Source organism: Pseudomonas chlororaphis subsp. aurantiaca (assembly GCF_013466605.1).
GTDB classification, from domain to species: Bacteria; Pseudomonadota; Gammaproteobacteria; order Pseudomonadales; family Pseudomonadaceae; genus Aquipseudomonas; species Aquipseudomonas chlororaphis_I.
Genome location: NZ_CP059162.1, coordinates 2,056,652 through 2,081,829, shown reverse-complemented (window position 1 = coordinate 2,081,829; position 25,178 = coordinate 2,056,652). Strand labels below are relative to the sequence as shown.

Below are 25,178 nucleotides of genomic sequence, written 5' to 3'. Positions count from 1 at the left end.
CATGCCAGCTCTCTACGTGATGATCCCGGCGGCGCTGCTGATCGTGGCCATCGCCATCTACATCTTCTTCTGGGCGGTCGACAGCGGTCAGTACGATGACCTCGACGGCCCGGCCCACAGCATTCTGTTCGACGACCAGGACCCCAAGCACACCGCCGCGATCGACGAGGCCAAGGGCCAGCCGGCGGCCGAACAGCCGCCGCACAAAGACCAGGCGCCGCCCCATGCTTGAGCTGGCGCCACTGCTGGTTTCCGCGGTGATCCTCGGCCTGCTCGGCGGCGGCCACTGCCTGGGCATGTGCGGCGGCCTGATGGGCGCCTTGACCCTGGCCATTCCCCAGGAGCAGCGCAGCCGGCGTTTTCGCCTGCTGCTGGCCTACAACCTGGGACGCATCCTCAGTTACGCCACCGCGGGCCTGCTGATCGGCCTGGCTGGCTGGGCCGTGGCCAGCAGCCCGGCGGCCATGGCCCTGCGTGTGCTGGCCGGCCTGCTGCTGATCGCCATGGGCTTGTACCTGGCCGGCTGGTGGAGCGGTCTGACCCGTATCGAAAGCCTCGGACGCGGCCTGTGGCGCCATATACAGCCCGTGGCCAACCGCCTGCTGCCGGTGTCGAGCCTGCCACGCGCCTTGCTGCTGGGCGCGCTCTGGGGCTGGCTGCCGTGCGGCCTGGTCTACAGCACCCTGCTGTGGTCCGCCAGCCAGGGCAATGCCCTCGACAGCGCCCTGCTGATGCTGGCCTTCGGCCTGGGTACCTGGCCGGTGCTGCTGGCGACCGGACTGGCGGCGGAGCGGGTCACCGCGCTGCTGCGTCGGCGCAGCGTGCGCATGGCCGGTGGCCTGCTGGTGATCCTGTTCGGCATCTGGACCTTGCCTGGTCCGCATCAGCATTGGTTGATGGGGCACTGAGGCTGCCGGCCATCGCCAGCAACCACACAAGCCCCGCCCGGCAGACAGCGCGCACCCGCCAGCCTTGATGCAAATCAAGATGGCCTGGGCGCCAACCCCCTAGACTCGCGAACACTGCCTGCCTACCGGGGGAATTCCCGCATGCTCGACGCCATTCGTTGGGACACCGATCTGATCCGCCGTTACGACCTGGCGGGACCGCGCTACACCTCTTACCCCACCGCTGTGCAATTCCACAGCCAGGTGGGCACCTTCGACCTGCTCCACGCCCTGCGCGAAAGCCGCAAGGCGCTGCGCCCGCTGTCGCTGTACGTGCACGTGCCGTTCTGCGCGAACATCTGCTACTACTGCGCCTGCAACAAGGTCATCACCAAGGACCGCGGGCGCGCCCTGCCCTACCTGCAACGCCTGGAACAGGAAATCCAGCTGATCGCCTGCCATCTCGACCCCGGGCAGAAGGTCGAGCAACTGCACTTCGGCGGTGGCACCCCGACCTTTCTCAGCCATGACGAACTGCGGCAACTGATGGCTCATCTGCGCCAGCACTTCAATCTGCTGGACGACGATTCGGGCGACTACGGCATCGAGATCGACCCGCGCGAAGCCGACTGGTCGACCATGGGCCTGCTGCGCGAGCTGGGCTTCAACCGGGTCAGCATCGGCCTGCAGGACCTCGACCCGGCGGTGCAGCGCGCGGTCAATCGCCTGCAAAGCCTGGAAGAAACCCGGGCGGTGATCGAAGCGGCGCGCACCCTGCAGTTTCGTTCGATCAATATCGACCTGATCTACGGCCTGCCGAAACAGACGCCGGACAACTTCGCCCGCACCGTCGAGGAAGTCATCAACCTGCAGCCGGACCGGCTGTCGGTGTTCAACTACGCGCACCTGCCGGAGCGCTTCATGCCGCAACGGCGGATCAACAGCCACGAACTACCGGCGCCGGCGGAAAAACTGCAGATGCTGCAGCGCACCATCGAACAACTGACAGCCGCCAGTTACCGCTACATCGGCATGGACCATTTCGCCCTGCCCGACGACGAGCTGGCGATCGCCCAGGAAGAGTCGACCCTGCAACGCAACTTCCAGGGCTACACCACCCATGGCCACTGCGACCTGATCGGCCTGGGCGTCTCGGCCATCAGCCAGATCGGCGACCTGTACTGCCAGAACAGCAGCGACCTGACCCAGTACCAGAACCTGCTGGGCGGCGCACAACTGGCCACCAGCCGCGGCCTGGTATGCAATCAGGACGACCGCGTCAGACGCGCGGTGATCCAGCAGTTGATCTGCAACTTCAGCCTCGACTTCGAGGCCATCGAGCAGCAGTTCAATATCGACTTTCGCGGGTACTTCGGCGAGCTGTGGCCACAGCTGCAAGCCATGGCCGAAGACAGCCTGATCAAGCTGAGCAACGAAGGCATCGAAGTCCTGCCTGCCGGGCGCCTGCTGGTGCGTTCGGTGTGCATGGTGTTCGACGCTTATCTGGAGCAACAGAATCGACAGCGTTTTTCCCGGGTCATCTAGGGGCATCAGGCGCGGTAACCTGAGCACCAGGCGCGACAACTTGTCGCAGATTGCGGGCAAAAACTGTCGGGAGAGACAGGGCGCAAGCAAGCCTGATACTTGACGCCGAGACAATCGGCGAGTGCAAGTGACGGTCAGCGCTGGAAATACCCTGAACGGACTGCACGAGCGCACTTCTCCGAAGTGGCCTGGAGGCCACAAACGGACAGCTTTACGACTAAGCGCCAATACGGCACGGACTGGCCGGAACCTCCTCCCGTGAGTTACCCTTACGGCTTATGTGTGTTTTCCCACAAGGATTCTATTGAATGTCCGAGCCAGTAAAACTGCGCGCTCACAACCAGGCCCATTGCAAGGATTGCAGCCTGGCCCCCCTCTGCCTGCCACTTTCTCTGAATCTGGAAGACATGGATGCGCTGGACGAGATCGTTAAACGCGGTCGCCCGCTGAAAAAAGGCGAGTTCCTGTTTCGCCAGGGCGACGCATTCGACTCCGTCTATGCTGTGCGCTCCGGTGCCCTGAAGACTTTCAGTCTCAGCGACAGCGGCGAAGAACAGATCACCGGCTTCCACCTGCCCAGCGAACTGGTCGGCCTGTCCGGCATGGACACCGAGATCCACCCGGTTTCCGCCCAGGCCCTGGAAACCACGTCGGTCTGTGAAATCCCCTTCGAACGCCTCGACGAACTGGCCCTGCAGTTGCCCCAGCTGCGCCGCCAGCTGATGCGAGTGATGAGCCGCGAGATCCGCGACGACCAGCAGATGATGCTGTTGCTGTCGAAAAAGACCGCCGACGAGCGCATCGCCACGTTCCTGGTCAACCTGTCGGCACGCTTCCGCGCCCGTGGCTTCTCGGCCAACCAGTTCCGCTTGAGCATGTCGCGCAACGAGATCGGCAACTATCTGGGCCTGGCGGTGGAAACCGTGTCCCGGGTGTTCACCCGCTTCCAGCAGAACGCGTTGATCGCCGCTGAAGGCAAAGAGGTGCACATTCTCGACCCGATCCAGCTGTGCGCCCTCGCCGGCGGCTCCCTGGAAGGCTGAGGCAGAGCCCCCGCCCGAGCCAAGCGGCTCGGGCGGGGCTATACTGGCGCGCTCCACTTCATGCCCGCCAGGACACCGCCACGATGGCCTTCGACTCCTTCGACATCAAATCCCTGATCCGCCCAGTCATCGACTTCCCCAAGCCGGGCGTGATCTTCCGTGACATCACCCCGCTGTTCCAGTCGCCCAAGGCCTTGCGCCTGGCGGCCGACAGTTTTGCCCAGCGCTATGTCGAAGAAGATTTCAGCCACATCGGCGCCATGGATGCCCGCGGCTTCCTGATCGGCTCGATCATCGCCTACCAGTTGAACAAACCGCTGATCCTGTTCCGCAAGCAAGGCAAGCTGCCAGCCGATGTGCTTGCCGAGGGTTACCAGACCGAATACGGCGAAGCCTTTCTCGAGGTCCATGCCGACAGCCTGTGCGAAGGCGATTCGGTGGTGATGTTCGATGACCTGATCGCCACCGGCGGTACCCTGATCGCCGCGGCCAACCTGGTGCGCCGCATGGGGGCCAGCGTCTACGAAGCCGCTGCCATCATCGACCTGCCTGAGTTGGGCGGCTCGCAACGCCTGCGAGACATGGACATTCCAACCTTCTGCCTGACGCAGTTCTCGTTGAGCGAACGGTAAACCACACGGCAGAAAAGGAGGCCGGGCCGGCGCTATCGCGAGCAAGCTGCGCGCCTACGGAGATAGCGCCCTACCCCTTCAGCGGGCCTACAGCCCCATTTGCTTGCTGATGATTTCGTTCATCACTTCCCGGGTGCCGCCGCCGATGGAAAGGATGCGGCTGTCGCGGTACAGCCGTTCCACCAGGCTTTCACGCATGTAGCCCAGCCCTCCGAGAATCTGCACGGCATCGTGGGTGATGCGGTCGGCCGTATCGGTGGCGAAGTTCTTGGCCATGGCAATCTCCTTGATCACACTTTGGCCCGCCGCCATCTTCGCTGCCTGGCGATAAGTGAACTCGCGGGACACCTCCAGCGCGGTGGCCATCTCCGCCAGACGATGCTTGATCACCTGGAACTTGCCGATGGGCTTGCCGAACGCCTCGCGCTCCCGGGCCCACTTCAGGCTCTCCTCCAACGCCAGTTGTGCGGTCATATTGGCCATCAGGGCCAGCGCCAGGCGCTCGCTCTGGAAGTTGCCCATGATGCAGGCGAAGCCCATGTTCTCGACCCCGATCAAGTGGCTGGCCGGCACTCGGCAATCGTCGAAAAACAGCTCGGCGGTATCCGACGCCCACCAGCCCATCTTCTTCAGTTGCCGGCCAACGGTGAATCCCGGCGTGCCCTTGTCGATCAGCAGCAGGCTGATACCGCCGAAACCAGGCTCGCCGGTGCGCACGGCCACCGTGTAGAAGTCGGCGCGCACGCCACTGGTGATAAAGGTCTTGCTGCCACTGACGCGGTAGCAGTCGCCATCGCGCAGCGCCCGGGTCTGCAGGTTGGCCACGTCCGAGCCGCCGCCGGGCTCGGTGACCGCCAGGGCGCTGATTTTCTCCCCCGCCAATACCTGCGGCACCACCCGGTCTCGGACCTCGGGGCGCGCCCATTTGACGATCGGCGGCAAACCGATGTCCAGCGAGTCCAGGCCCGCCACCAGGCCACCGGAGCCACAGCGCATCAACTCCTCGCTGGCGGCGATCTTGGCGAACAGGTCGCCCTCGTGGCTCCCGCCCAGGGCTTCTGGATAGCCGATGCCCAGGATGCCGGCCGCGCCAGCCTTGAGGTACAGCTCGCGGGGGAATCCTTGCGCCTCCTCCCATTGATCGATGTCCGGGAGGATTTCCCGATCGACGAAACGTCGAACGCTGTCGCGGACCAACTGATGGCTAGGGTCGAAGTATTCCTGGCAGGCAGACATCGGCAAGCTCCTCTGAAGGTTGAGGAAACTTACCTAGCGCTTGCTTGGTTTTCAAGAAAAGTCGCGTTTAAGCGACAGAGCGCGGCCAGCAAGCAAGCCCCTCTGGCAACGGCGAGCTTGCTGGCCGAAACGCTTACAGGCTGATTGGCTTACGCCCGGCAAACGAGTGCGCCAGGGTGCCGCCGTCCACCAGCTCCAGCTCGCCGCCCAGGGGCACGCCATGGGCGATACGCGAGGTGATCAGGCCTTTGTTGGTCAACAGCTGGGCGATGTAATGGGCGGTCGCCTCGCCTTCCACCGTCGGGTTGGTGGCCAGGATCACCTCGGTGAAACTGCCCTGCTCTTCGATCCTGGCCAGCAGCTGGGGAATGCCGATGGCTTCCGGGCCGAGGCCGTCGAGAGGCGACAGGTGGCCCTTGAGCACGAAATAGCGACCGCGATAACCGGTCTGCTCCACCGCATAGACATCCATCGGCCCCTCGACCACGCACAACAGCGTGTCGTCACGCCGCGGATCGGCGCATTGCGGGCACAGATCGTCCTCGGTCAGGGTGCGGCACAGGCGGCAGTGGCCGACACCCTCCATGGCCTGGCTCAGCGCCTGGGCCAACCGCGTACCGCCGCTGCGGTCGCGCTCCAGCAGCTGCAAGGCCATGCGCTGGGCGGTTTTCTGACCCACGCCCGGCAAAGTGCGCAGGGCATCGATCAGTTGGCGAATCAGGGGGCTGAAGCTCATGGGTAAAGGTCCGACAAAACGACGAGACGCGGTTTATACCCGCGCCTCCGATTAGCGTCAAATGCTCAGTCCGGGGCGACCCGCACCACCAGCTTGCCGAAGTTGCGCCCTTCCAGCAGCCCGATGAAGGCTTGTGGCGCCCGCTCCAGGCCGTCGACCACATCCTCCTTGAACTTGACCTTGCCTTGCAGCACCCAGGGCGCCATGGCGCTGACAAACTCCGGTTGCCGGTCGCCGTAGTCATCGAACACGATAAACCCCTGGATGCGCACGCGCTTGGTCAACAGCTGGCGCTGCAACAGTGGCAGGCGATCGGGCCCCGGCGGCAGTTCCTGGGCGTTGTACTGGGCGATCAGCCCGCACAGCGGAATCCGCGCCTTGGGGTTGAGTAACGGCAGCACCGCATCGAACACCTTGCCGCCGACGTTTTCAAAGTAGATGTCCACGCCCTCGGAGCAGGCCTGCGCCAGCTCGTCGGCAAAATTCGGGCTGTGGTGGTCGATACAGGCATCGAACCCCAGTTCCTCGACCACATAGCGGCACTTGTCGGGACCACCCGCCACACCGATCACCCGCAGCCCCTTGATCTTGGCCACCTGCCCCACCACCGAGCCCACAGCACCCGAGGCCGCGGCCACCACCAGGGTCTCTCTGGCCTTGGGCTGGCCGATGTCCATCAGGCCCATGTACGCGGTCATCCCCGGCATACCCAGCACACCCAGGGCCATCGAGGGGCTGGGCAAGCCCGCCGGCACCGGCATCAGATTACGGCCATCGGAAATGCTGTGGCTTTGCCACCCGGTGGCACCCACCACCAGGTCGCCCTCCTGGAATTTCGGATTCAGCGAGCGCTCGACCCGGCTGACCGCGCCGCCGGTCATCACTTCGTTGATTTCCACCGGAGCGGCGTAGGACGGCGCATCACTCATGCGCCCGCGCATATAAGGGTCCAGCGACAAATAAAGGGTCTTGAGCAGCACCTGGCCATCCGCCAGATCCGGCAGCGCCACCCGCTCCAGGCGAAAGTTTTCCGGCACGGGCGCGCCCTGGGGCCGGGAGACCAGAACGATGCGCTGGTTGAGGGTCAATGCTTGCGACATCAGAGCAACTCCTTATCGAGAATTGAATCGGGCCATACAGAGTGCAGACCATCGCACAGCGCCCGGCGTTCGATGTTTCTCCTACCCTCACCTGCGGCAGCGGCTACAGGCGCCACAAACAAAAATGCCAGGCGCGATGCCTGGCATTTTTAAGTCCGTCCGATGCGCTGGCGCGAATCAGAACGGCAGTTTCATACCCGGTGGCAGTTGCATGCCAGCGGTCATGCCGGACATCTTGTCCTGGCTGTTGGCTTCGATCTTGCGCACGGCGTCATTGACGGCGGCAGCGAACAGATCTTCCAGCACTTCGCGGTCATCTTCGCTGACACCTTCCAGCAGGCTTGGGTCGATGCTCACGCGCTTGATGTCGTGACGACCGGTCATGACCACGGTGACCATATCGCCACCCGCCTTGCCGGTGACTTCGGCGTTGGCCAGCTCTTCCTGCATCTTGGCCATCTTTTCCTGCATCTGCTGCGCCTGCTTCATCAGGCCGGCCATGCCACCTTTCATCATGGGAATCACCTCAAAGTACTTGGATATAAACAGCGCCCGGCCTCAGGGCCCGGCGCCCTTCAGTTATTAACCCTGGCTGACCAGGGCCTCGACAGGTTCAATAGTATCGTGACGGACCACCGCGCCGAACTCCCGCACCATCTGCTGGATGAACGGATCGCCGTGGATCGACTCCTCGGCTTCGCGCTGGCGATTGGCACGGCGGCGCGACGCGGCCTGGGCCGGAGTTTCCTGCTCGGGCTTGATCAGCTCGATGCTCACCGTCAGCGTGCGCTGGTGATACTGGTTCAGGGCATCGTTCAGGCGCCGCTGCTGGGTGGCGTTGAACAAGGCGCTGTGGGCCGGGTCCAGGTGCAGCAACCAGTTGTCGCCTTCGGCGGCGATCAAGGTGCAGTTGGCGGCGATGCTCGCCGTCATCCCGGAAATCGGCAGTTTCGGGAACAGTTCCAGCCACTCCAGCGCAAGGCCGGTGGCCGGCTGGGCAGCCGGCAGCGGCTCGGGTTCCGGCTCGGGATCGGCGGCGTGTTCGCTGGCCAGTTCGTCCAGGTAGCTGTAGGCCGAATCCATGTCCGGCTCGATGTAGTCTTCGTCCAGCGGCGGCTCGTCATCCAGGTCAATGCCCGGTGTCGCGGCATCGACCTCGGCAACGCTGGGCTCCGGCACCGGGGCACTGACCCATTCCGGCGCATCCGGCACCACGCTGTCCGGGGTCGGCGTCGGCATCGGGGTCAGCTCAGGCTGCTCCGCGGCGGTCTCCAGCACGGGCTCGACGGCCGGCTGCTGCGCGACGACCGGTTCGACCGGGTCGTTCCACGGCAGGTCGACCACCTCTTCGGCGGCGACAGGCGCTGCCTGCGCTGGTGTCTCGACCACAGGCTGTGGCGCAGGCGCCACGGGCACTGCAGGAACAGGCGTAGGGGCAACCGCTGGAGCGGCCTCGACCACCGGCGCCGCAACCGGAGCGGCGGCAACACTTACCGGAGCAGCAACGGCTGCGCCAGCCACGGATTGGGCGGAATCAACTGTGGCCTGGCTGATCCCCACTGGCTTTAGCGGCTGTCTCGGCGCATCTGCCGAGTCCGCTGGCCGGAAGGCCAGCATCCGCAGCAGGACCATCTCGAAACCACCGCGCGGGTCCGGTGCCAGCGGCAGGTCGCGCCGGCCGATCAAGCCCATCTGGTAATAGAACTGCACATCTTCGGCCGGCAACGCCTGGGCCAGGGCCAGCACCCGGTCGCGGTCGCCATGCCCGTTGTCGACACCGTCCGGCAAGGCCTGGGCAATGGCCACACGGTGCAGGACGTTGAGAATCTCCGACAGCACGCCGTTCCAGTCCGGCCCCTGTTCGGCCAGGTGGCGCACAGCCTCGAGCAAGGCCTTGGCATCGCCGTTGATCAGCGCATGCAGGACGTCGTAGACCTGGCCGTGATCGAGGGTGCCGAGCATCGCCCGCACATCGGCGGCCATGACCTTGCCTTCACCGAAGGCAATGGCCTGGTCGGTGAGGCTCATGGCATCGCGCATCGAACCGTCGGCGGCGCGGCCCAACAGCCATAGCGCGTCGTCTTCGAACGGCACGTTCTCGACGCCCAGCACATGAGTCAGGTGCTCGACCACCCGTTCCGGGGTCATGTTCTTCAGGGAGAACTGCAGGCAGCGCGAAAGAATCGTTGCCGGAAGTTTCTGCGGGTCGGTGGTCGCCAGAATGAATTTGACGTAGGGCGGCGGCTCTTCCAGGGTTTTCAACAAGGCGTTGAACGAGTGGCTGGACAGCATGTGCACTTCGTCGATCAGGTAGACCTTGAAGCGTCCGCGGCTCGGGGCGTACTGCACGTTGTCCAGCAGCTCGCGGGTGTCCTCGACCTTGGTCCGGCTCGCGGCGTCGATCTCGATCAGGTCGACGAAACGCCCTTCGTCGATCTCGCGGCATACCGAGCAAGTGCCGCAGGGTGTGGAAGTAATGCCTGTTTCACAGTTCAGGCATTTGGCAATGATCCGCGCGATGGTGGTCTTGCCCACCCCGCGAGTGCCGGTAAACAGATAGGCATGGTGCAGCCGCTGGCTGTCCAAGGCATTGATCAGAGCCTTGAGCACATGGGTCTGGCCGACCATTTCGCGAAACGAGCGCGGACGCCATTTACGTGCAAGAACCTGATAACTCATCGAAAACCGTCGCAACTGGGAAGCGGAAGCCCGTAATGCTAGCGGAGCAAGGGCGAAATTGCATCCGGTGCGCTCGTCTAATCTGGCTAAGCTGCTTTTTGTCAGGCTCGTCAGCGGCCTTTTCCTGCGCGGAGACTCTATGCGTTTAGCCTTGGGCGCCTTTCTGCTGGTTGCCATGAATGGTTTTGCCGCAGAACCGGCCCTGCGCTTCTCGATCCCCGATAGCTGGGCCATGCCCGTGGTACAGATCGAACGTGGCCGGCCCACTCAGGGCATTCTCCACGACATGATGGCCAGCCTCGCCACCCAGGTCGGCACCCCGGCCGAATTCCACGTCCTGGCGCGGGCCCGCGTGCAGGCGGCCATGGATCATGGGGAAATCGATGTCCGCTGTTATGCCGCCCAGTCCTGGCTGCCCAACCAGGCCGGCGATTACATCTGGAGCATCCCGCTGTTCATTCAGCGCGACCTGTTGGTCAGCCGCGAGCGACACTTATTCCCGGTCACGCCCCGGGACCTGCCGACGCAGCCCATCGGCACCGTCCTCAGCTACACCTACCCTTCCCTGCAACCCTTGTTCGACAACCACCAGTTACTCCGCGACGACGCGCGCAACCAGGAACAGGTGCTGCAAAAACTCTGGGCCGGCCGCTACCGCTACGCAGTGAGCAACCAATGGACGCTGGACTGGTTCAATCAGACCTTGCCGCCCGAACAGCAACTGCACAGCGTGGCCGTCCTGCAGGAACAGGCGGTCGGCTGCGTCGTCCGCAACGATCCGGCGCTGCCGGTGCAACGAGTGCTGCGCACCTTGTTGCGCATGAAAATGTCGGGAGAGATCGACGACCTCATCGGCCTGTACACCGGCCGCAGGCCGACCGAGAGCGCCCCGCAGAGCTACGAGGCACCTTAGGCGTCAGCCGACTTCGTCGTGCGGACACCATTCCAGCGGCGGCAGGAAGGTTGCCACCCAGCCCGGCACCTCGCTGGCCGGCATGGGCGGGGCGATGAAATAACCCTGCGCCACGTCGCAGCCCAGCGACATCAGCAACTCGCCGTGTTCCATGCTTTCCAGGCCCTCGGCCACCACCTGCCGGTCAAACGCCCGGGCCAGGCCGATCAAGGCCTGGGTCAGCGCCAGATCGCCCTTGTCGTGCAGCATGTCGCGGACAAACATGCGGTCGATCTTGATGGTCTGGGTGCGCAAGCGCTTGAGGTAGCTCAGCGACGAATGCCCGGTGCCGAAATCTCCCAGGGAAAACTGCACCCCCAGCGCCTGGCAGGCCTCGAGGCAAGCGCTGACGTGCTGGATATTCTCCACCGCCACCGCCTCGACGATTTCCAGGTCCAACAACTGCGGGGCAATCTGCGGATGACGCTCGAGCACCGCCTTGAGCCGGTCGACGAAGTCCGCCCGCTGGAAATGCCGGGCAGCAATGTTGACACTGATCGGCCAGCGCTGCCCGGTCAGTTGCCATTGCCGCAACTGAGCCATGACCTGCTCCATCACCCACTCGCCGATATCGATGATCAGGTCGGTTTCCTCCACCAGCGGCAGGAACTCCCGAGGCGCGACCATGCCCCGCTGCGGGTGCTGCCAACGCAGCAATGCCTCGAAGCCCACCACCTCGCCACTGCGCATATTGACCTTGGGTTGAAAGTGCAGGCACAGCTCGCCGGCCGCCAGCGCCTGCCGGACCCGTTCCACGGTCTGGTGGGTGGCCTTGACCTCGCGGTCCCGCGACACGTCGAACAAGTGAAAGCGATTGCGCCCGCTCTGCTTGGCCACGTACATCGCCTGGTCGGCATGCCGCAGCAAAGTGTCGGCGTCATCGTTGTCGGCGGGAAACAGCGTCACGCCGATACTGGCGCAGACATTGATCTCCTTGTCCTGGATCAGATAAGGCGTGGAGATCACCCCCAGCACCCGATGCAGCGCCGCCCGCAACTCGCGAATGTCGCGCACATGGCGCAGGATCAGCACGAACTCGTCCCCGGCCAGGCGCGCCACCACGTCTTCGCCGCGAATGATCGAGCGCAGGCGCGCCGCTACCTCCACCAGCAACAGATCGCCGCTGGCGTGCCCGTAGCCATCGTTGACCGCCTTGAAGCCATCGAGATCGAGCATGCACACCGCCAGCGCGATGTTTTCCTTGCGCGAGTAATCCAGCGCCTGGTTGAGCAGGTCGGAAAGGAAGGAACGGTTGGGCAAACCGGTCAGCACGTCGTGCCCGACCCGCCATTGCAGCGAGTGCAACAAGCGCCGTTTTTCGCTGATATCGAAGCGGATCGCCACATAACGCTGGACCCGGCCAGTGGCCTCATCGAGCAAGGGCACGACGGTGCTGTCGACCCAATACAGGCTCCCGTCCTTGGCCCGGTTGCAGATCTCGCCCTTCCAGACCTGGCCCAGGGCAATGGTGCGCCACATGGTGCTGAAGAACTCGGGAGGGTGCAGACCGGAGCCGAGGATCCGGTGATTGGCGCCCAGCAGCTCTTCGCGGCTGTAGCCGGAAATCGAACAGAACTGGTCGTTGACGTAAGTGATCCGGCCGGTCAGGTCGGTTTCGGAAAAAATGGCGGCTGCATCCACGGCCCTGCGGTATTTCTCATCCATGAGTCTGACTCACTGTCGCTAGCGGTTGAACCGCTCGACCAGGGCACGGGGCCCGGAAGAGATGTTTGGGCGTTCACTCTCAATATTTTCGCAATCCCAGGCAGGCCTGGGCTGCTGGTCCGAAAATATCTGCTCAACAGAGGTGACCGGCACATTCAGACGCACGTTAAAACTCCATAGACAGCATTCGACAATGCCAGCCCAGACAAGCCGGCAAGAGGCCGACTCACGGAAAATGGCGCACCGTCTTGCCCCACCTGACACAATTGCAACCGTACAGCGACCGACACCGTCATTGACCTTCGAATCGACGAAGACCAACTAAAATCACTTAAGGATCAGCCGAATTTGGCGGGTGGGACACTGGCAATCATCAGCGAGACGTTCGCGCCTGTGCCATACCCTCGATTCTGGTGAACAAGGAAAATGCAATGAGCTCTTGTTTCATCAGTTCATCTTCTGAAACTAGATCACCAAATGCCTGTCCGAAGCGTCGATTCTACGAATTGCATCACATTTTGCAAGACAAGGTGATGAATCATGGCGTTGCCTAATGCAAAGATTTATCGTTAAGTTCTTGATTCTAAATGGGAATTGAGCGATGCAAATTTCAAGTTTGGGTCCAGCCATCAGGCGTTACCGCAAGGTAGCGGGGCTTACTCAGGCTGAACTAGGCGAAAAAACCGGTTTTGACCCTAAAACCATCAGCCGCTTCGAAACCGGCACCTACACCCCCAGTGTGGAAGCGCTGTTCCTGCTGGCCGATGTACTGGGAGTGAAGCTGAAAGCCTTTTTCGCAGATCTGGGCGACGAAGACGAACAGCGGGCGTATCTGTTCGGTGTCATTCACAAAGCCACCCCGAAGGACCTGGGAAAGCTGATAGCAGCGGTAGACCTGGCCTTGTCCAAGCCTTAGAGCCGAGCAACACGCAGAGGAGGCAGCCCTATCGAAGCCGATAGCCTGCCTCCTCTTTATTTCCCCCAGATGACTCCTGACAGGAACTGACAACGGCGCCCCTTAAGCTGGCGTGCGCAGCCCAACCTTTCCAGGAGTCCAGATGATCGCTACCAGCACTTACCTTCTGCTATACGTCGACAGCCCCGCCACCAGCGCCAATTTCTACAGCCGCCTGCTGGACAGGCCGCCGGTCGAGCTGTCGCCGACCTTCGCCCTGTTCATCCTCGATTCGGGACTCAAGCTCGGCCTCTGGTCCAGGCAGGATGTCGAGCCAGCCACCCAGGTCGCCGGTGGTGGCAGCGAATTGGCCCTGGCGGTGACCGACAACCAGACCGTCGACCGGCTGCACAGCCAATGGGCCGAATCCGGCGTGAGCATCGCCCAGGCCCCGACCCGCCTGGACTTCGGCTACACCTTCGTCGCCCTGGACCCGGACGGGCATCGGCTCAGGGTGCTGTGCCTGGCCCTGGAGTGAACGGGCGTCGCGACGATAGCATCCGGCAGTAACGAGCGACGCCGCGACCAACGCCCCTCCAGCTGCATCGCCATCACGCTGCCGAGGACGACAGCCGCCCCCACCACCACCGCGCCATGCACCCGCTCCTGCAGGACCAGCGCCGCCAGCAGCATGGCGATCGGCGGTATCAGGTACATGGCGATGGACGCCCGGCTGACCTCGACTCGCGCCAGCACATAGGCCCACGCCAGGTAAGCCAGCGCACTGGGAAACAGCCCCAGCAGCAATACCGCCAGGTTCACCCGCCAGGGCGCCTGGACTACCGCGACCGTCAGCCCCGGCCAATACAGACTCAACAGCAAGGTGCCGACCCAGACCATGTAGCACACGGTGGTCAACAGGTCGTAGCGCCCCGAATAACGCCGCTGCAACACGAAGTACAACCCCCAGGAGAAGGCCGCCAGCAGCACCAGCAGCCCCTGGGGCTTGATCGATGCCACGCCCTGGTCGCCCCAGACCACCACGACCGCCCCGAGCAACCCCAGCCCGACACACCCCCAGCGCCAACCGCTGACCGGCTCCCTCAACCAGAAAAACGCAATCAGGGTGCTGAAGATCGGCGCCGACTGCGCCAACACACTGGACGCTCCCGCACTCAAGCCCTGCTGGCCATAGTTGAGGCTGAGGTGATGCAAGGCGATGGCAAAAAAGCCCAGCACCAACAACCAGGGCAGATCGCGCCAGCGTGGCAAGGCGATTCTTTTCACCAAGGCAATGGCACCCATGAACAGCGAAGCGATCAGAAACCGCAGCAACGCCAGATGGCCGGGCTCGTAACCCTCCAGGCCGATGTGGATGCCCACCGGGGAATAAGCCCAACACAAAATGACCGCGGTGGTCGCCAGGACCAGCTTTAACGCAGGGGAGATACTCAAGAGACAGGACTCGGCAGCACAAGGAAGGCCTTCAGTCTCTCGCTCGTCACAACTCACCACAATTAACGGATACTGAAGCCAAACCTCACTGGAAATGAGCAATGGAACTGAGCCAGTTGAAGATGGTGAAAGCAGTCGCCCGCACCGGCGGCATCGCCCGGGCGGCCGAACAACTGCATTGCGTGCCCTCCAACATCACCAACCGCCTCAAGCAGCTGGAAGACGAGCTGGGCACGCGGCTGTTTATCCGCGCCGGCCGCGGGCTGAAAATCAGCCCGGACGGGGAAATCTTTCTCGGTTACAGCGAGCGCATCCTGGCCCTGGTGGACGAGGCCAAACGCGCAGTCGACCGCCAGGCCGAACCCAGTGGCATCCTGCGCATCGGCGCCATCGAGTCCTGCGCCGGTGGGCGCCTGCCGCCGCTACTGGCGGAATTCCATCAGCGCTTTCCACAGGTCACCCTGGAGCTGGTAACCGGCACCTGGTCGCAGCTGTTCGAAGAGCTGCAACACCACCGGATCGACGGCGCGCTGGTTGCGGTCGACACGCCCCAGCCAAAGCTGGAGCGCACCGCCCTCTACAGCGAGCCCCTGGTGCTGGTCGCCAGCGCCGATGCGGCACCCGTACTGAACCCGCGCGACCTGCAGGACCAGACCCTGTTCATGTGGCCCGGCGGCTGCCCTTACCGCCGTGCCCTGGAGCATTGGCTGAACGTCCACGACGTGACGGCGCCCATCATCGGCTATGCCAGTTGGGGCACCATCATCGACTGCGTCAGCGCCGGCGCCGGCATGACCCTGGCTCCGGAAGGCGTGCTCGACCGCTACACCCTGTCCTCAGGCCTGGCGCGCTACCGCTTCGCCGATCTGCAGCCGATCGACATTCGTTTTGTCTGGAACAAGGAAATAGAACGCCACACCGCACGGGACGCGTTTGCGCAGTTGTTGCAGGAACGATTGGGGAAATGAAACGAGCGACTGGCGAGCCAGATCAGGATGAAAGCAAGGGGGGGGAATTCAGAACATTCGTCGAGGACCGACAGAAGGCGTTATGGAGGCAACCCCACCAGCCACACCCCGGCACACAATGTCACCGCTGCGGCTGCTCCCTTCCAGGCCTGACCGGGTTCACGGCTGATCGTTGCGAGGGGACCAATGGGGTCACCATAACGACGCTCACCTGACGGTGAGCCGCGCCATTGTACCTATCTGCGGCGAAGTTACAACCGCTCTGTAAAGATTAAAAAATCTGAACGGCTTCAAGTACTTGGATCATTACCCTTCTCCCCCGCCCACTCGCCGATTCCTGTAGCCGCTGCCGCAGGCTGCGTTCGGTCGCGCAGCGGCCGCAATCGCGGGTGATACCGTATTTTGGCTGAGCGCAATCAAATGGCTAGCGACTGCTTCGCAGTCGATCGCAGCCTGCGGCAGCGGCTACAGGGGACCGCGCATGAGCGAGGTGGCAGTTTTGCGGCGAGCTGGCAGTCGATTTTTCGCTTTGTTTTGTAAGGGGTTTCCTAGAAACTCTGGAACGCCTTTGGGCGGGTTGTACCCCTGAATTTGATCGGGCAGTCTGCGTGGGTCGTTGCAGTTTCAACGACCCGGATGTGGAAGTCTGGAAGAGTCATTGGTACAGCGCTCAACAGCGACTGCTGGGATGAAATCACCGAACAAGGCCGCGGCATCGAACGCGGGCTGATCTGGTCCATGGTGCATTCCGTGGAGATGGCTCGCGCGGTGGTCGACGCCCTGCTCGATGGCGTGCGCACCAGCCGCTGACGGCCTTATCCGGGAGCTGGCTTGCTCGTGATGCAGACGACGCGGTCTGGTAGAGGACCGCATAGATGCCATCGCGAGCAAGCTTTGCTCCTACAGAGGCAGGTGGTGGATTCAGGCCTGTTCGAGCACTTCGTCGGCCTTGCCGCCGGCTTGCTGGATCACCAGGTGGATGAAGTGCAGCTTGGCGATCACCGCTGGCGGCAGGATGAAGGGATAGAAGTCCGGCTGACCCATGCTGCGTGACAGTTCGTTGAGCATGCCCGCCAGTTCGATCCAGGCGTTGACGAAAGAGAGGAACGCCGGGCCGTCGGGATGCCGTGGGTCATACAGGGTGTCCAGCGGAAACGGCTGATAGTCGAAGTCCATTTCCCGGGCGCTCATGCCGAAGCCCAGCGCGGTGTCGACCGCGTCCATCATGTGCAGGTAATGGGCCCAGGTTTCCGCCCAGTCTTCCCAGGGGTGCATGGTGGCATAGGCGCTAACGTAGGCCTGCGACCAATCGTTCGGCGCGCCCTGTTGATAATGCCGATCCAGGGCTTCGGCGTAGCTCGCGCGTTCGTCGCCGAACAGCGCGCGACAGGGTTCCAGCCAATGGCTGTCGGCGATCAGGCGATCCCAGTAGTAATGCCCCACCTCATGCCGAAAGTGGCCGAGCAAGGTGCGATAGGGTTCGTGCATCTGCACCCGCACCTGCTCGCGATAGGCGTCATCGGCCTCCTTGATGTCGAGGGTGATCAGGCCGTTGGCGTGGCCGGTCATGGGCGCCTTGCCCTGCTGATCGACACCAAGGAAATCGAAAGCCAGGCCGGCCGCTTCATCCTCGGTCCTGGCGATTAGCGGCAACCCCAGGCTCACCAGTTGCGCCACCAGGCGGCGCTTGGCGATTTCCACCTTGCGCCAGCGCTCGGGGTTTTCCGCCACGCCAAGATCGGGAATGGTCCGGTTCAACCGGCACGCCATGCACAAGGTGCCGGCGCCATAAGCCGGCAGCAACCAGTTACAGGCCGCCGGGGTATCGAGGTTGGCGCAGCGCCGGAACAGCCCCGCTTGCGGGTCGACGTCCAGCCGCCAGGTATCGAGCTCCGGCCCTGGTTGCAGCGACGACAGGCGACTCTGCTCGGGCTGATAACCCAGGGCCGCCGAACAGGCCAGGCACTGGCTGTTGCGAAAGAACAGCGACTGCCCGCAGCGGCACGACCAGATCTTGCTGTTGCGGCTGTTCTCACGGACAAAGGGCGCGGCGATACGGGAACTGAGCTGTTCGAAGAAGCGGTACATGGCGATCTCTCCCTGGGCTTGCCAAGACTAGATCATGGGCAGGAGACGATTGTTCCATCGTTTTCAAGGCGTTCCTGTGGGGGAACGCCATTCCATGTAGCCGCTGCCGCAGGCTGCGATCGACCGCGTAGCGGGCGTTGCGCCGCCAGGCGCCTGAAGGTCCTGCGGACCTTATCGCAGCCTTCGGCAGCGGCTACAGGATCAGACCGCGATGCCGTGCTGGCCGAGGAAGGCCACGAAGGCGTCTTCATCCAGCACTTTCAGGTTCAGCTCGTTGGCCTTGGCCAGCTTCGAGCCGGCGCCAGGCCCGGCCACCACGCAGTGGGTCTTGGCCGAAACCGAGCCGGCGACCTTGGCGCCCAGGCTTTCCAGCTTGTCCTTGGCCACATCACGGCTCATCAGTTCCAGGGAGCCGGTGAGCACCCAGGTCTGGCCGGCCAGCGGCAGCCCTTCCACCACCTTTTTCTCGCTCCGCCAGTGCATGCCGAAGGCTTGCAACTGCGCCTCGATGGCCAGCGCCCGCGTGGCGTTCTCGGTGATATCGAAGAACTCGCGCACCGCCTTGGCCTGCTTCTCCGGCAGGGTCTGGCGCATGTCCAGCCAGTCCGCCTTGACCACACCCTCGAGGGTCCCGAACTTGTCCGCCAGCTTCTGCGCCGCACCCGGCCCCACCGACGGAATGTTCAGCTTGTCGAGCATGCCGCCCAGGGTGGTGCTGGCGGCGAATTCGGCGCCGAGGTCGCCCTGATCCTGCAACTGCAGCCCGCACTGCTGCGGATCGAGCAAGGCACCGATGACCTGCCGGTTATGGCTGTCCTCGAAGAAGCTGTGAATCTCGTGAGCTACTTCCAGGCCGATATCCGGCAGGTAGGTCAGCACTTCCGGCAAGGCCTGCTGCACGCGCTCCAGGGAGGCCAGGGAGCGCGCCAGGACCTTGGCCGTCTCCTCACCCACATCGGGAATGCCCAGGGCGTAGATGAAGCGCGCTAGGCCCGGCTTCTTGCTGTCTTCGATGGCCTTGAGCAGCTTGTTGCTGGAGACCTCGGCGAAACCTTCCAGGTCGATGATCTGCTCGTACTTGAGCTTGTAGAGGTCGGCCGGCGAGCCGATGAGCTTTTCGTCCACCAGCTGTTCGATGGTCTTGTCGCCCAGCCCTTCGATGTCCATCGCCCGACGGGAAACGAAGTGGATGATCGCCTGCTTGAGCTGCGCGCCACAGGCCAGGCGACCGACGCAGCGGTACACCGCGCCTTCGCTGATGGTTTCCTTGCCCTTGCTGCGCTTGATCAGTTGCGTACGCTCGACATGGGAACCACACACCGGGCAGGTTTCCGGGATATGCACCTGGCGCGCATTTTCCGGACGGCGCTCGGCGATCACCTGCACCACTTGCGGAATCACATCGCCGGCGCGGCGGATGATCACGGTGTCGCCGATCATCAGGCCCAGGCGCGCCACTTCATCCATATTGTGCAAGGTCGCGTTGGAGACGGTGACACCCGCCACCTTGACCGGTTTCAGGCGCGCCACCGGGGTCACCGCGCCGGTACGGCCGACCTGGAATTCCACATCCAGCAGCTCGGTCAGCTCTTCCATCGCCGGGAACTTGTGGGCGATGGCCCAGCGTGGTTCACGGGCCCGGAAGCCCAGTTCGCGCTGCGAGGCAATGCTGTTGACCTTGAACACCACGCCATCGATTTCATAGGGCAAGTCATTCCGGCGCTCGCCGATATCGCGGTAGTAATCCAGGCATTCGTCGATGCCCCTGGCCAGCTTCAGCTCGCGACTGACGGGCATGCCCCAGTGCTTGAGCTGCTCCAGATTGCCGATATGGGTGTCGGCAATGTCAGCGGTGACCTGGCCGATCCCGTAGCAGCAGAATTCCAGCGGGCGGCTGGCGGTGATCTTCGAATCCAGCTGGCGCAAGCTGCCGGCCGCAGCGTTCCGCGGGTTGGCGAAGGTCTTGCCGCCAACTTCCAGCTGCGCGGCATTCAGCCGCTCGAAACCAGCCTTGGACATGTAGACCTCGCCGCGCACCTCGAGGGTCGCCGGCCAGCCGCTGCCATGCAGCTTCAGCGGAATGTTACGCACGGTGCGCACGTTGACGCTGATGTCTTCGCCGGTGGTGCCGTCGCCGCGGGTCGCGCCGCGCACCAGCACACCGTCCAGATACAGCAGGCTGACCGCCAGGCCATCGAGCTTCGGCTCGCAACTGTATTCCACCGCCGCCCCGCCACCGAACAGGTCGCCCACCGGCAGGTCGAGCCCCTCGGTCACCCGGCGATCGAACTCACGCATGTCGGTTTCTTCGAAGGCGTTGCCCAGGCTGAGCATGGGGATTTCGTGGCGCACCTGAGTGAAGGCCGAGAGCGCCGCACTGCCCACGCGCTGGGTAGGCGAGTCGCTGCTGACCAGCTCCGGGTGCTCGGCTTCCAGCGCCTTGAGCTCGTGGAACAGGCGATCGTATTCGGCGTCGGGAATGTTCGGCTCGTCGAGGACGTGGTAGCGGTAGTTGTGCTGATCCAGCTCAGCGCGCAACTCAAGAATGCGGGTTTCGGCGGCGTTCATGGTGTTCTCTCAAAAAGCAAAAGAGCAGCCTAGGCTGCTCAATATTTGTCTGTAGGGTCTTGCGACCCTGTCGCGAGCCTGCTCCGGCAGGCCAAGGGTTATGCCGGAGCGGCTGGCTCGCGAAGCGCTCAGCGCTTCTGGGTCAGGGCGCGACGCTCGAATTCGACGATGCGCTGACGGTAGTGTTCGATGGTCTGGGCGGTCAGCACGCTGCGCTGGTCGTCCTTCAGTTCTCCGTTCAGTTCCTGGGACAGCTTGCGCGCCGCGGCCACCATCACGTCGAAAGCCTGCTTCGGATGACGCGGGCCTGGCAGGCCGAGGAAGAAGCTCACGGCCGGGGTGCTGAAGTGGTCGATGTCATCCAGGTCGAACACGCCCGGCTTGACCGCGTTGGCCATGGAGAACAGCACTTCGCCGTTACCGGCCATGCTTTCGTGACGGTGGAAAATATCCATCTCGCCAAAACGCAGGCCGCTTTCCAGGATGTTCTGCAACAGCGCCGGGCCCTTGAAGCCGCCGGCATCACGGCAGATCACGCTGATCACCAGCACTTCTTCGGCTTGCGGCTGATCCTTGTCGGCGTAACCGGAAGCCTTGGTTTCATCCGGGAAGTCGTCGTCACGGCTGCTGAAGCTCGGGCCGCCGTCCAGATCCAGGTTGAGGTTCAGGTCGCCCTGCTGTGGCTCGCTGGCACGCTTGCCGCGCTTGGAGCCGGACTCGCGCGGTTCGCGCGCCGGTGCGCTCATCGACGGCAGGTCGTGCTCATCGAGTTGCGGTTCCTTATGGGTATCCAGAACGCGGGGCGGGCCCAGCAGTTCGGCACTGCTGTCGTCGTCCGGCAGGTTGGACAGGCTACGATCCAGACGGAATTTCAACTTCCCCTTGCCGCCGCGCATACGGCGCCAGCCATCAAAAAGAATACCGGCAATGACAATGATGCCGATGACGATCAGCCACTCGCGCAGACCGATTTCCATGTAATCCCGTGCCTCTATGAAAAATGCTGAAAAATAAGAGGTTTAGCAAACTGCAAACCGCTTTAAAACGTGGCGCCAACTCTATGTTCTGACTGGCCTTTTGCCCACGTATAGGAAAAATTGACATTAAACTAGCACGACCAAAGACAACTTTACACCGTCTGTCGCAACGGCTTCATTCAATATGTCGATCAGCCAGTACTCGGCGCAGGTAAAAACCTCTTACTTGTCACTTACATACCGGCTTTGGTCGCCCGGATATCAGGCGTCCACCATCGCCATCGCCTCCTCGACATCCACTGCTACCAGGCGCGAACAGCCAGGCTCGTGCATCGTCACGCCCATCAATTGATCGGCCATTTCCATGGCGATCTTGTTGTGGGTGATATAGATGAACTGCACCGTCTGCGACATTTCTTTAACCAGCCTTGCGTAGCGTCCAACGTTAGCGTCATCCAGCGGAGCGTCAACTTCGTCGAGCATACAGAACGGCGCCGGGTTCAACTTGAAGATGGCAAATACCAGCGCCAGGGCCGTCAATGCTTTCTCACCACCGGACAACAAATGAATGGTGCTGTTCTTCTTCCCTGGCGGACGCGCCATGATCGTTACCCCTGTATCGAGTAGATCTTCGCCCGTCAGTTCCAAATAAGCGCTACCGCCACCGAAAACTTTTGGAAAGAGTGCCTGTAAACCGCTGTTAATCTGATCAAAGGTATCCTTGAAACGATTACGGGTTTCCTTGTCGATCTTGCGAATCACGTTTTCCAGGGTTTCCAGGGCTTCCACCAGATCGGCATCCTGGGCATCCAGATAACGCTTGCGCTCGGACTGCTGCTGGTACTCATCGATGGCCGCGAGGTTGATCGCCCCCAGGCGCTGGATGCGCGCCGCAATCCGCTCGAGTTCTTCCTCGGCCTCTTTCTCGCTGGCCTGTTCGGTCAGCGTGGCAAGCACGCCCTGCAAGTCGTAGCCATCTTCCAGCAACTGGTCCTGCAAGGTCTTGCGGCGCACGCTCAGGGCCTGCCATTCCATGCGCTGCTGTTCGAGCTGGCCACGGATCAATTGCGATTGCTGCTCGGCCTGGGTCCGACGTTTTTCCGCATCGCGCAATTCGCGGTCGGCATCCTCCATGGCGATCTGCGCGCTCTTGAGTTCGACGTCGACGGTCATGCGTTTTTCCAGCAATTCCTCGAGCTTCAGGCGCAGCTCTTCCAGCGGTGCGGCGCCCTCCTCCAGGTTCAGGCTGAGCTGTTCGCGCTTCTCCGTCAGGCGTTCCGATTGCAGCTCCAGGCGCTCCAGGGCCTGACGGGTGGAATCGTGCTGGGCCTTGAGCGACCCCAGGCGCACCGCCAGCTGATGAGCATGATCCTTGTGCTGGCGCGCCTCCTGGCGGACCCGGTCCAGGTGCTCGCGCAAACTGTCGCGCTGGGCCAGCAGCAACTCGCGCTGCTCAGTGTCCAGGGCCATGCTGTCGAGGGCTTCCTGCAGTTGCAGACGGGCTTCGCCCACCTGCTCGTGCTCCACAGCGCGCTGCTCGCCCAGCTCTGCCACTTCTTCATCCAGACGGGTACGGCGCAGAGCCAGCTGTTCCGCCTTGGCCTTGCCGGCGGAAAGCTTGGCTTTCAATTCACCCTGCTGACGGGCTTCGTCCTGCAGCAGGCGGCGCAGGTGTTCGCGACCGTTCTCCTGCTGGCGCTGTTGCGCACGCAGGTTCTGCAAGTGGATTTCCAGGTCTTCCACGCTGGCTTCGCGCTCGTCGCGCTCCTGGCTCAACTGCTCGATTTCCTGGTTGCGCGCGAGCATGCCGCTTTCCGCTTCACTGGCGCGGCGCACCCGCAGGAAATGCCGACCGACCCAGAAACCGTCGCGGCTGATCAGGCTCTCGCCGGCCGCCAACTGACCGCGCAGAGCGAGGGCCTGCTCAAGGCTTTCCACCGGTTTGACCTGGCCCAGCCAGGGCGCCAGATCGACCTGGGCATCGACCTTGTCCAGCAAGCTGCCGGGTATCCGCGCGCCCTCGCCCGCCAGCTGGAGCAGGCGCAGATCGCCCTGCTCGAACCCGGCCAGGTCGAAACCGGCAAAGTCATCGACCAACACCGCTTGCAGGTCGGCGCCGAGCACGGTTTCCACCGCCAGCTCCCAACCGGCCTCGACCTTCAAGCCTTCGGCCAGGCGCGGACGCTCGGCCAACTGTTGCTCCTGCAGCCATTGCGCCGCGCCGGTGCCCGGATTGAGCGCTGCCTGCTGCAAAGCTTCCAACGAGGCCAAGCGCCCATTGAGACGCTGTAGTTCGCCCTGGGCCTGCTGCTGGGCCTGGGTCGCCTGATGCAGTTCCTGGCGCAACTGCTCCAGGCGCTCGACTTGACCGTCTTCGCTGGCCTGCAAGTCTTCCAGGGTTGCCTCGCTGGCCGCGAGTTGTTCATTGAGCTCAAGGATCGCTGCGTCTTCCGGATCGGCGGCCAGCAACGCGCGCTCCTCCACCAGGCGCCGCTGGCGCTCGCCCAGGCGTTCCATGCTGCCTTCGAGCTGCTGGATACGCGACTGCTGCACCTCGGCCTGGCGCCGCGGCTCGGCGGACTTGAGGTTGAATCCGTCCCACTGCTCCTGCCAGCCGTGCATGGTGGTTTCGGCTTCTTCCAGGGCCGCGGCAGCCTCTTCGGCGGCGGCACTGGTGACTTCCTGCTCGGGCTCGAGCATTTCCAGCTCTTCGCCGAGGGTGGCGAGCAAGGTGCGGTCGTGGCCCAGGTGGGATTCGGTCTCCTGGCGTGCACGCTCGGCCTCGCGCAAGTCGTCCTGCAACTGGCGCAGGCGCTGCTGGCCGTGCTGGATGCTCTGCTCGACCCGGGCGATATCGCCGCCGACCGAATAGAAACGCCCCTGCACCAGATTGAAGCGCTCGGACAGCTCATGGTGACCGTCGCGCAGGCGCTCGATGGCGGCATCAGCATTGCGTTGCTCCGCCACCAGCGCTTCAAAGCCGACTTCCTGGTTGCCGATGATCGACTCGCGCTGGCCGACCTGATCGTTCAACGCCTGCCAGCGCAACGCCGACAGCTGGGCCTTGAGCTGACGCTCCTCGCCTTTGTATTCCTGGTACTTCTCGGCCGCCTGGGCCTGGCGATGCAGGCGCTCGAGCTGGCGCTCCAGCTCTTCGCGCAGGTCGGTCAGGCGCGCCAGGTTTTCGTGGGTACGGCGGATGCGGTTTTCGGTTTCCCGGCGGCGCTCCTTGTACTTGGAAATCCCCGCAGCTTCCTCGATGAAGTTGCGCAGGTCTTCCGGCTTGGCTTCGATCAGCTTGGAGATCATGCCCTGCTCGATGATCGAGTAGCTGCGTGGCCCCAGGCCGGTGCCGAGGAAGATATCGGTGATGTCGCGACGGCGGCACTTGGCGCCGTTGAGGAAATAGCTGTTCTGGCTGTCGCGGGTGACCTTGCGGCGGATGGAGATTTCCGCGTAGGCCGCGTACTCCCCGACCAGGGTGCCGTCGGAGTTGTCGAAGACCAGCTCGATGCTGGCCTGGCTCACCGGCTTGCGGCTGGTGGAACCGTTGAAGATGACGTCGGTCATCGACTCGCCGCGCAGGTTCTTGGCCGAGCTCTCGCCCATCACCCAGCGCACGGCGTCGATGATGTTCGACTTGCCGCACCCATTGGGCCCGACCACCGCCGCCATGTTACTGGGGAAGTTCACCGTGGTCGGGTCGACGAAGGATTTGAACCCCGCCAGCTTGATGCACTTGAGCCGCACGC

21 protein-coding genes and 1 other RNA gene are annotated in these 25,178 nt (G+C 63.2%); 10 read left to right on the top strand and 12 right to left on the bottom strand.

Translation table 11 applies throughout. The features are described from left to right. Position 1 precedes the first annotated feature (1 nt). From ccoS to H0I86_RS09475, 5 genes are all read left to right on the top strand, one after another. On the top strand, positions 2–232 hold the full coding sequence (ccoS, locus tag H0I86_RS09495; protein WP_009047938.1) for a cbb3-type cytochrome oxidase assembly protein CcoS: 231 nt from the start codon (positions 2–4) through the stop codon (positions 230–232). Continuing rightward, complete coding sequence (locus H0I86_RS09490; RefSeq protein ID WP_009042956.1) at positions 225–908, top strand: sulfite exporter TauE/SafE family protein; 684 nt, start codon at positions 225–227, stop codon at positions 906–908. Before ccoS ends, H0I86_RS09490 begins: the two co-directional genes overlap by 8 nt. Positions 909–1,049: 141 nt before the next feature. Continuing rightward, entirely contained in the window at positions 1,050–2,432 is a 1,383-nt protein-coding gene (hemN, locus tag H0I86_RS09485) for an oxygen-independent coproporphyrinogen III oxidase (RefSeq protein WP_180924816.1), read from the top strand. A 308-nt stretch (positions 2,433–2,740) separates the two neighbouring features. After that, positions 2,741–3,475 (top strand): Crp/Fnr family transcriptional regulator FnrA, encoded by a 735-nt coding sequence (fnrA, locus tag H0I86_RS09480; RefSeq protein WP_009047936.1) that lies wholly within the window; start codon positions 2,741–2,743, stop codon positions 3,473–3,475. 83 nt (positions 3,476–3,558) lie between these two features. Further along, positions 3,559–4,107 (top strand): adenine phosphoribosyltransferase, encoded by a 549-nt coding sequence (locus H0I86_RS09475; RefSeq protein ID WP_180924815.1) that lies wholly within the window; start codon positions 3,559–3,561, stop codon positions 4,105–4,107. Between the two features lie 87 nt (positions 4,108–4,194). Here H0I86_RS09475 and H0I86_RS09470 read toward each other — a convergent pair whose 3' ends face one another. From H0I86_RS09470 to dnaX, 5 genes are all read right to left on the bottom strand, one after another. Next, a complete protein-coding gene (locus tag H0I86_RS09470) occupies positions 4,195–5,343 on the bottom strand; it encodes an acyl-CoA dehydrogenase family protein (RefSeq protein WP_180924814.1) in 1,149 nt (382 codons plus the stop codon). A 133-nt stretch (positions 5,344–5,476) separates the two neighbouring features. Beyond that, the gene (gene recR / locus H0I86_RS09465) at positions 5,477–6,079 is read right to left on the bottom strand and encodes a recombination mediator RecR (protein WP_009047933.1); all 603 of its coding nucleotides are present in this window, start codon (positions 6,077–6,079) and stop codon (positions 5,477–5,479) included. Positions 6,080–6,144: 65 nt separating this feature from the next. After that, complete coding sequence (gene curA / locus H0I86_RS09460) at positions 6,145–7,179, bottom strand: NADPH-dependent curcumin/dihydrocurcumin reductase (RefSeq protein WP_180924813.1); 1,035 nt, start codon at positions 7,177–7,179, stop codon at positions 6,145–6,147. 177 nt (positions 7,180–7,356) lie between these two features. Further along, positions 7,357–7,695, bottom strand: coding sequence for a YbaB/EbfC family nucleoid-associated protein (locus H0I86_RS09455; protein WP_009047931.1), 339 nt, complete (start codon positions 7,693–7,695; stop codon positions 7,357–7,359). Between the two features lie 66 nt (positions 7,696–7,761). Then, positions 7,762–9,858, bottom strand: coding sequence for a DNA polymerase III subunit gamma/tau (dnaX, locus tag H0I86_RS09450; protein WP_180924812.1), 2,097 nt, complete (start codon positions 9,856–9,858; stop codon positions 7,762–7,764). Positions 9,859–9,997: 139 nt separating this feature from the next. On the opposite strand from dnaX, the gene H0I86_RS09445 reads away from it, so the two are divergent. Then, entirely contained in the window at positions 9,998–10,771 is a 774-nt protein-coding gene (locus H0I86_RS09445; protein WP_180924811.1) for a substrate-binding periplasmic protein, read from the top strand. A 3-nt stretch (positions 10,772–10,774) separates the two neighbouring features. Here the strand turns inward: H0I86_RS09445 and H0I86_RS09440 are convergent, their stop codons facing one another. Beyond that, positions 10,775–12,475, bottom strand: coding sequence for a putative bifunctional diguanylate cyclase/phosphodiesterase (locus H0I86_RS09440; RefSeq protein WP_180924810.1), 1,701 nt, complete (start codon positions 12,473–12,475; stop codon positions 10,775–10,777). 601 nt (positions 12,476–13,076) lie between these two features. On the opposite strand from H0I86_RS09440, the gene H0I86_RS09435 reads away from it, so the two are divergent. After that, the gene (locus H0I86_RS09435; protein WP_007922376.1) at positions 13,077–13,391 is read left to right on the top strand and encodes a helix-turn-helix domain-containing protein; all 315 of its coding nucleotides are present in this window, start codon (positions 13,077–13,079) and stop codon (positions 13,389–13,391) included. A gap of 142 nt (positions 13,392–13,533) precedes the next feature. Continuing rightward, entirely contained in the window at positions 13,534–13,908 is a 375-nt protein-coding gene (locus tag H0I86_RS09430; protein WP_180924809.1) for a VOC family protein, read from the top strand. Here H0I86_RS09430 and H0I86_RS09425 read toward each other — a convergent pair. Next, entirely contained in the window at positions 13,842–14,825 is a 984-nt protein-coding gene (locus H0I86_RS09425) for a DMT family transporter (RefSeq protein WP_180924808.1), read from the bottom strand. The genes H0I86_RS09430 and H0I86_RS09425 overlap by 67 nt on opposite strands. Before the next feature lie 101 nt (positions 14,826–14,926). On the opposite strand from H0I86_RS09425, the gene H0I86_RS09420 reads away from it, so the two are divergent. Next, positions 14,927–15,793: a LysR family transcriptional regulator gene (locus H0I86_RS09420; RefSeq protein ID WP_180924807.1), complete on the top strand. Its 867-nt coding sequence runs from the start codon at positions 14,927–14,929 to the stop codon at positions 15,791–15,793. 92 nt (positions 15,794–15,885) lie between these two features. On the opposite strand, the gene ffs is transcribed toward H0I86_RS09420, so the two are convergent. Further along, positions 15,886–15,982, bottom strand: an RNA gene (gene ffs, locus H0I86_RS09415) — signal recognition particle sRNA small type. Between the two features lie 447 nt (positions 15,983–16,429). On the opposite strand from ffs, the gene H0I86_RS09410 reads away from it, so the two are divergent. Then, positions 16,430–16,603, top strand: coding sequence for a hypothetical protein (locus H0I86_RS09410; protein ID WP_180925954.1), 174 nt, complete (start codon positions 16,430–16,432; stop codon positions 16,601–16,603). 111 nt (positions 16,604–16,714) lie between these two features. Here the strand turns inward: H0I86_RS09410 and H0I86_RS09405 are convergent, their stop codons facing one another. The 4 genes from H0I86_RS09405 to smc form a co-directional block, all read right to left on the bottom strand. After that, the gene (locus H0I86_RS09405; protein ID WP_180924806.1) at positions 16,715–17,881 is read right to left on the bottom strand and encodes a zinc-binding metallopeptidase family protein; all 1,167 of its coding nucleotides are present in this window, start codon (positions 17,879–17,881) and stop codon (positions 16,715–16,717) included. Between the two features lie 201 nt (positions 17,882–18,082). After that, a complete protein-coding gene (gene ligA, locus H0I86_RS09400; protein WP_180924805.1) occupies positions 18,083–20,449 on the bottom strand; it encodes an NAD-dependent DNA ligase LigA in 2,367 nt (788 codons plus the stop codon). Positions 20,450–20,577: 128 nt separating this feature from the next. Next, positions 20,578–21,426, bottom strand: coding sequence for a cell division protein ZipA (gene zipA, locus H0I86_RS09395; protein ID WP_007922364.1), 849 nt, complete (start codon positions 21,424–21,426; stop codon positions 20,578–20,580). 261 nt (positions 21,427–21,687) lie between these two features. Continuing rightward, positions 21,688–25,176, bottom strand: coding sequence for a chromosome segregation protein SMC (gene smc, locus H0I86_RS09390; protein WP_180924804.1), 3,489 nt, complete (start codon positions 25,174–25,176; stop codon positions 21,688–21,690). Positions 25,177–25,178 lie beyond the last annotated feature (2 nt).

Coding starts and splice junctions, on each gene's coding strand:
- ccoS (WP_009047938.1), top strand. CDS start 2: ATGCCAGCTCTCTACGTGATGATCCCGGCGGCGCTGCTGATCGTGGCC.
- H0I86_RS09490 (WP_009042956.1), top strand. CDS start 225: ATGCTTGAGCTGGCGCCACTGCTGGTTTCCGCGGTGATCCTCGGCCTG.
- hemN (WP_180924816.1), top strand. CDS start 1,050: ATGCTCGACGCCATTCGTTGGGACACCGATCTGATCCGCCGTTACGAC.
- fnrA (WP_009047936.1), top strand. CDS start 2,741: ATGTCCGAGCCAGTAAAACTGCGCGCTCACAACCAGGCCCATTGCAAG.
- H0I86_RS09475 (WP_180924815.1), top strand. CDS start 3,559: ATGGCCTTCGACTCCTTCGACATCAAATCCCTGATCCGCCCAGTCATC.
- H0I86_RS09470 (WP_180924814.1), bottom strand. CDS start 5,343: ATGTCTGCCTGCCAGGAATACTTCGACCCTAGCCATCAGTTGGTCCGC.
- recR (WP_009047933.1), bottom strand. CDS start 6,079: ATGAGCTTCAGCCCCCTGATTCGCCAACTGATCGATGCCCTGCGCACT.
- curA (WP_180924813.1), bottom strand. CDS start 7,179: ATGTCGCAAGCATTGACCCTCAACCAGCGCATCGTTCTGGTCTCCCGG.
- H0I86_RS09455 (WP_009047931.1), bottom strand. CDS start 7,695: ATGATGAAAGGTGGCATGGCCGGCCTGATGAAGCAGGCGCAGCAGATG.
- dnaX (WP_180924812.1), bottom strand. CDS start 9,858: ATGAGTTATCAGGTTCTTGCACGTAAATGGCGTCCGCGCTCGTTTCGC.
- H0I86_RS09445 (WP_180924811.1), top strand. CDS start 9,998: ATGCGTTTAGCCTTGGGCGCCTTTCTGCTGGTTGCCATGAATGGTTTT.
- H0I86_RS09440 (WP_180924810.1), bottom strand. CDS start 12,475: ATGGATGAGAAATACCGCAGGGCCGTGGATGCAGCCGCCATTTTTTCC.
- H0I86_RS09435 (WP_007922376.1), top strand. CDS start 13,077: ATGCAAATTTCAAGTTTGGGTCCAGCCATCAGGCGTTACCGCAAGGTA.
- H0I86_RS09430 (WP_180924809.1), top strand. CDS start 13,534: ATGATCGCTACCAGCACTTACCTTCTGCTATACGTCGACAGCCCCGCC.
- H0I86_RS09420 (WP_180924807.1), top strand. CDS start 14,927: ATGGAACTGAGCCAGTTGAAGATGGTGAAAGCAGTCGCCCGCACCGGC.
- H0I86_RS09410 (WP_180925954.1), top strand. CDS start 16,430: ATGTGGAAGTCTGGAAGAGTCATTGGTACAGCGCTCAACAGCGACTGC.
- H0I86_RS09405 (WP_180924806.1), bottom strand. CDS start 17,881: ATGTACCGCTTCTTCGAACAGCTCAGTTCCCGTATCGCCGCGCCCTTT.
- ligA (WP_180924805.1), bottom strand. CDS start 20,449: ATGAACGCCGCCGAAACCCGCATTCTTGAGTTGCGCGCTGAGCTGGAT.
- zipA (WP_007922364.1), bottom strand. CDS start 21,426: ATGGAAATCGGTCTGCGCGAGTGGCTGATCGTCATCGGCATCATTGTC.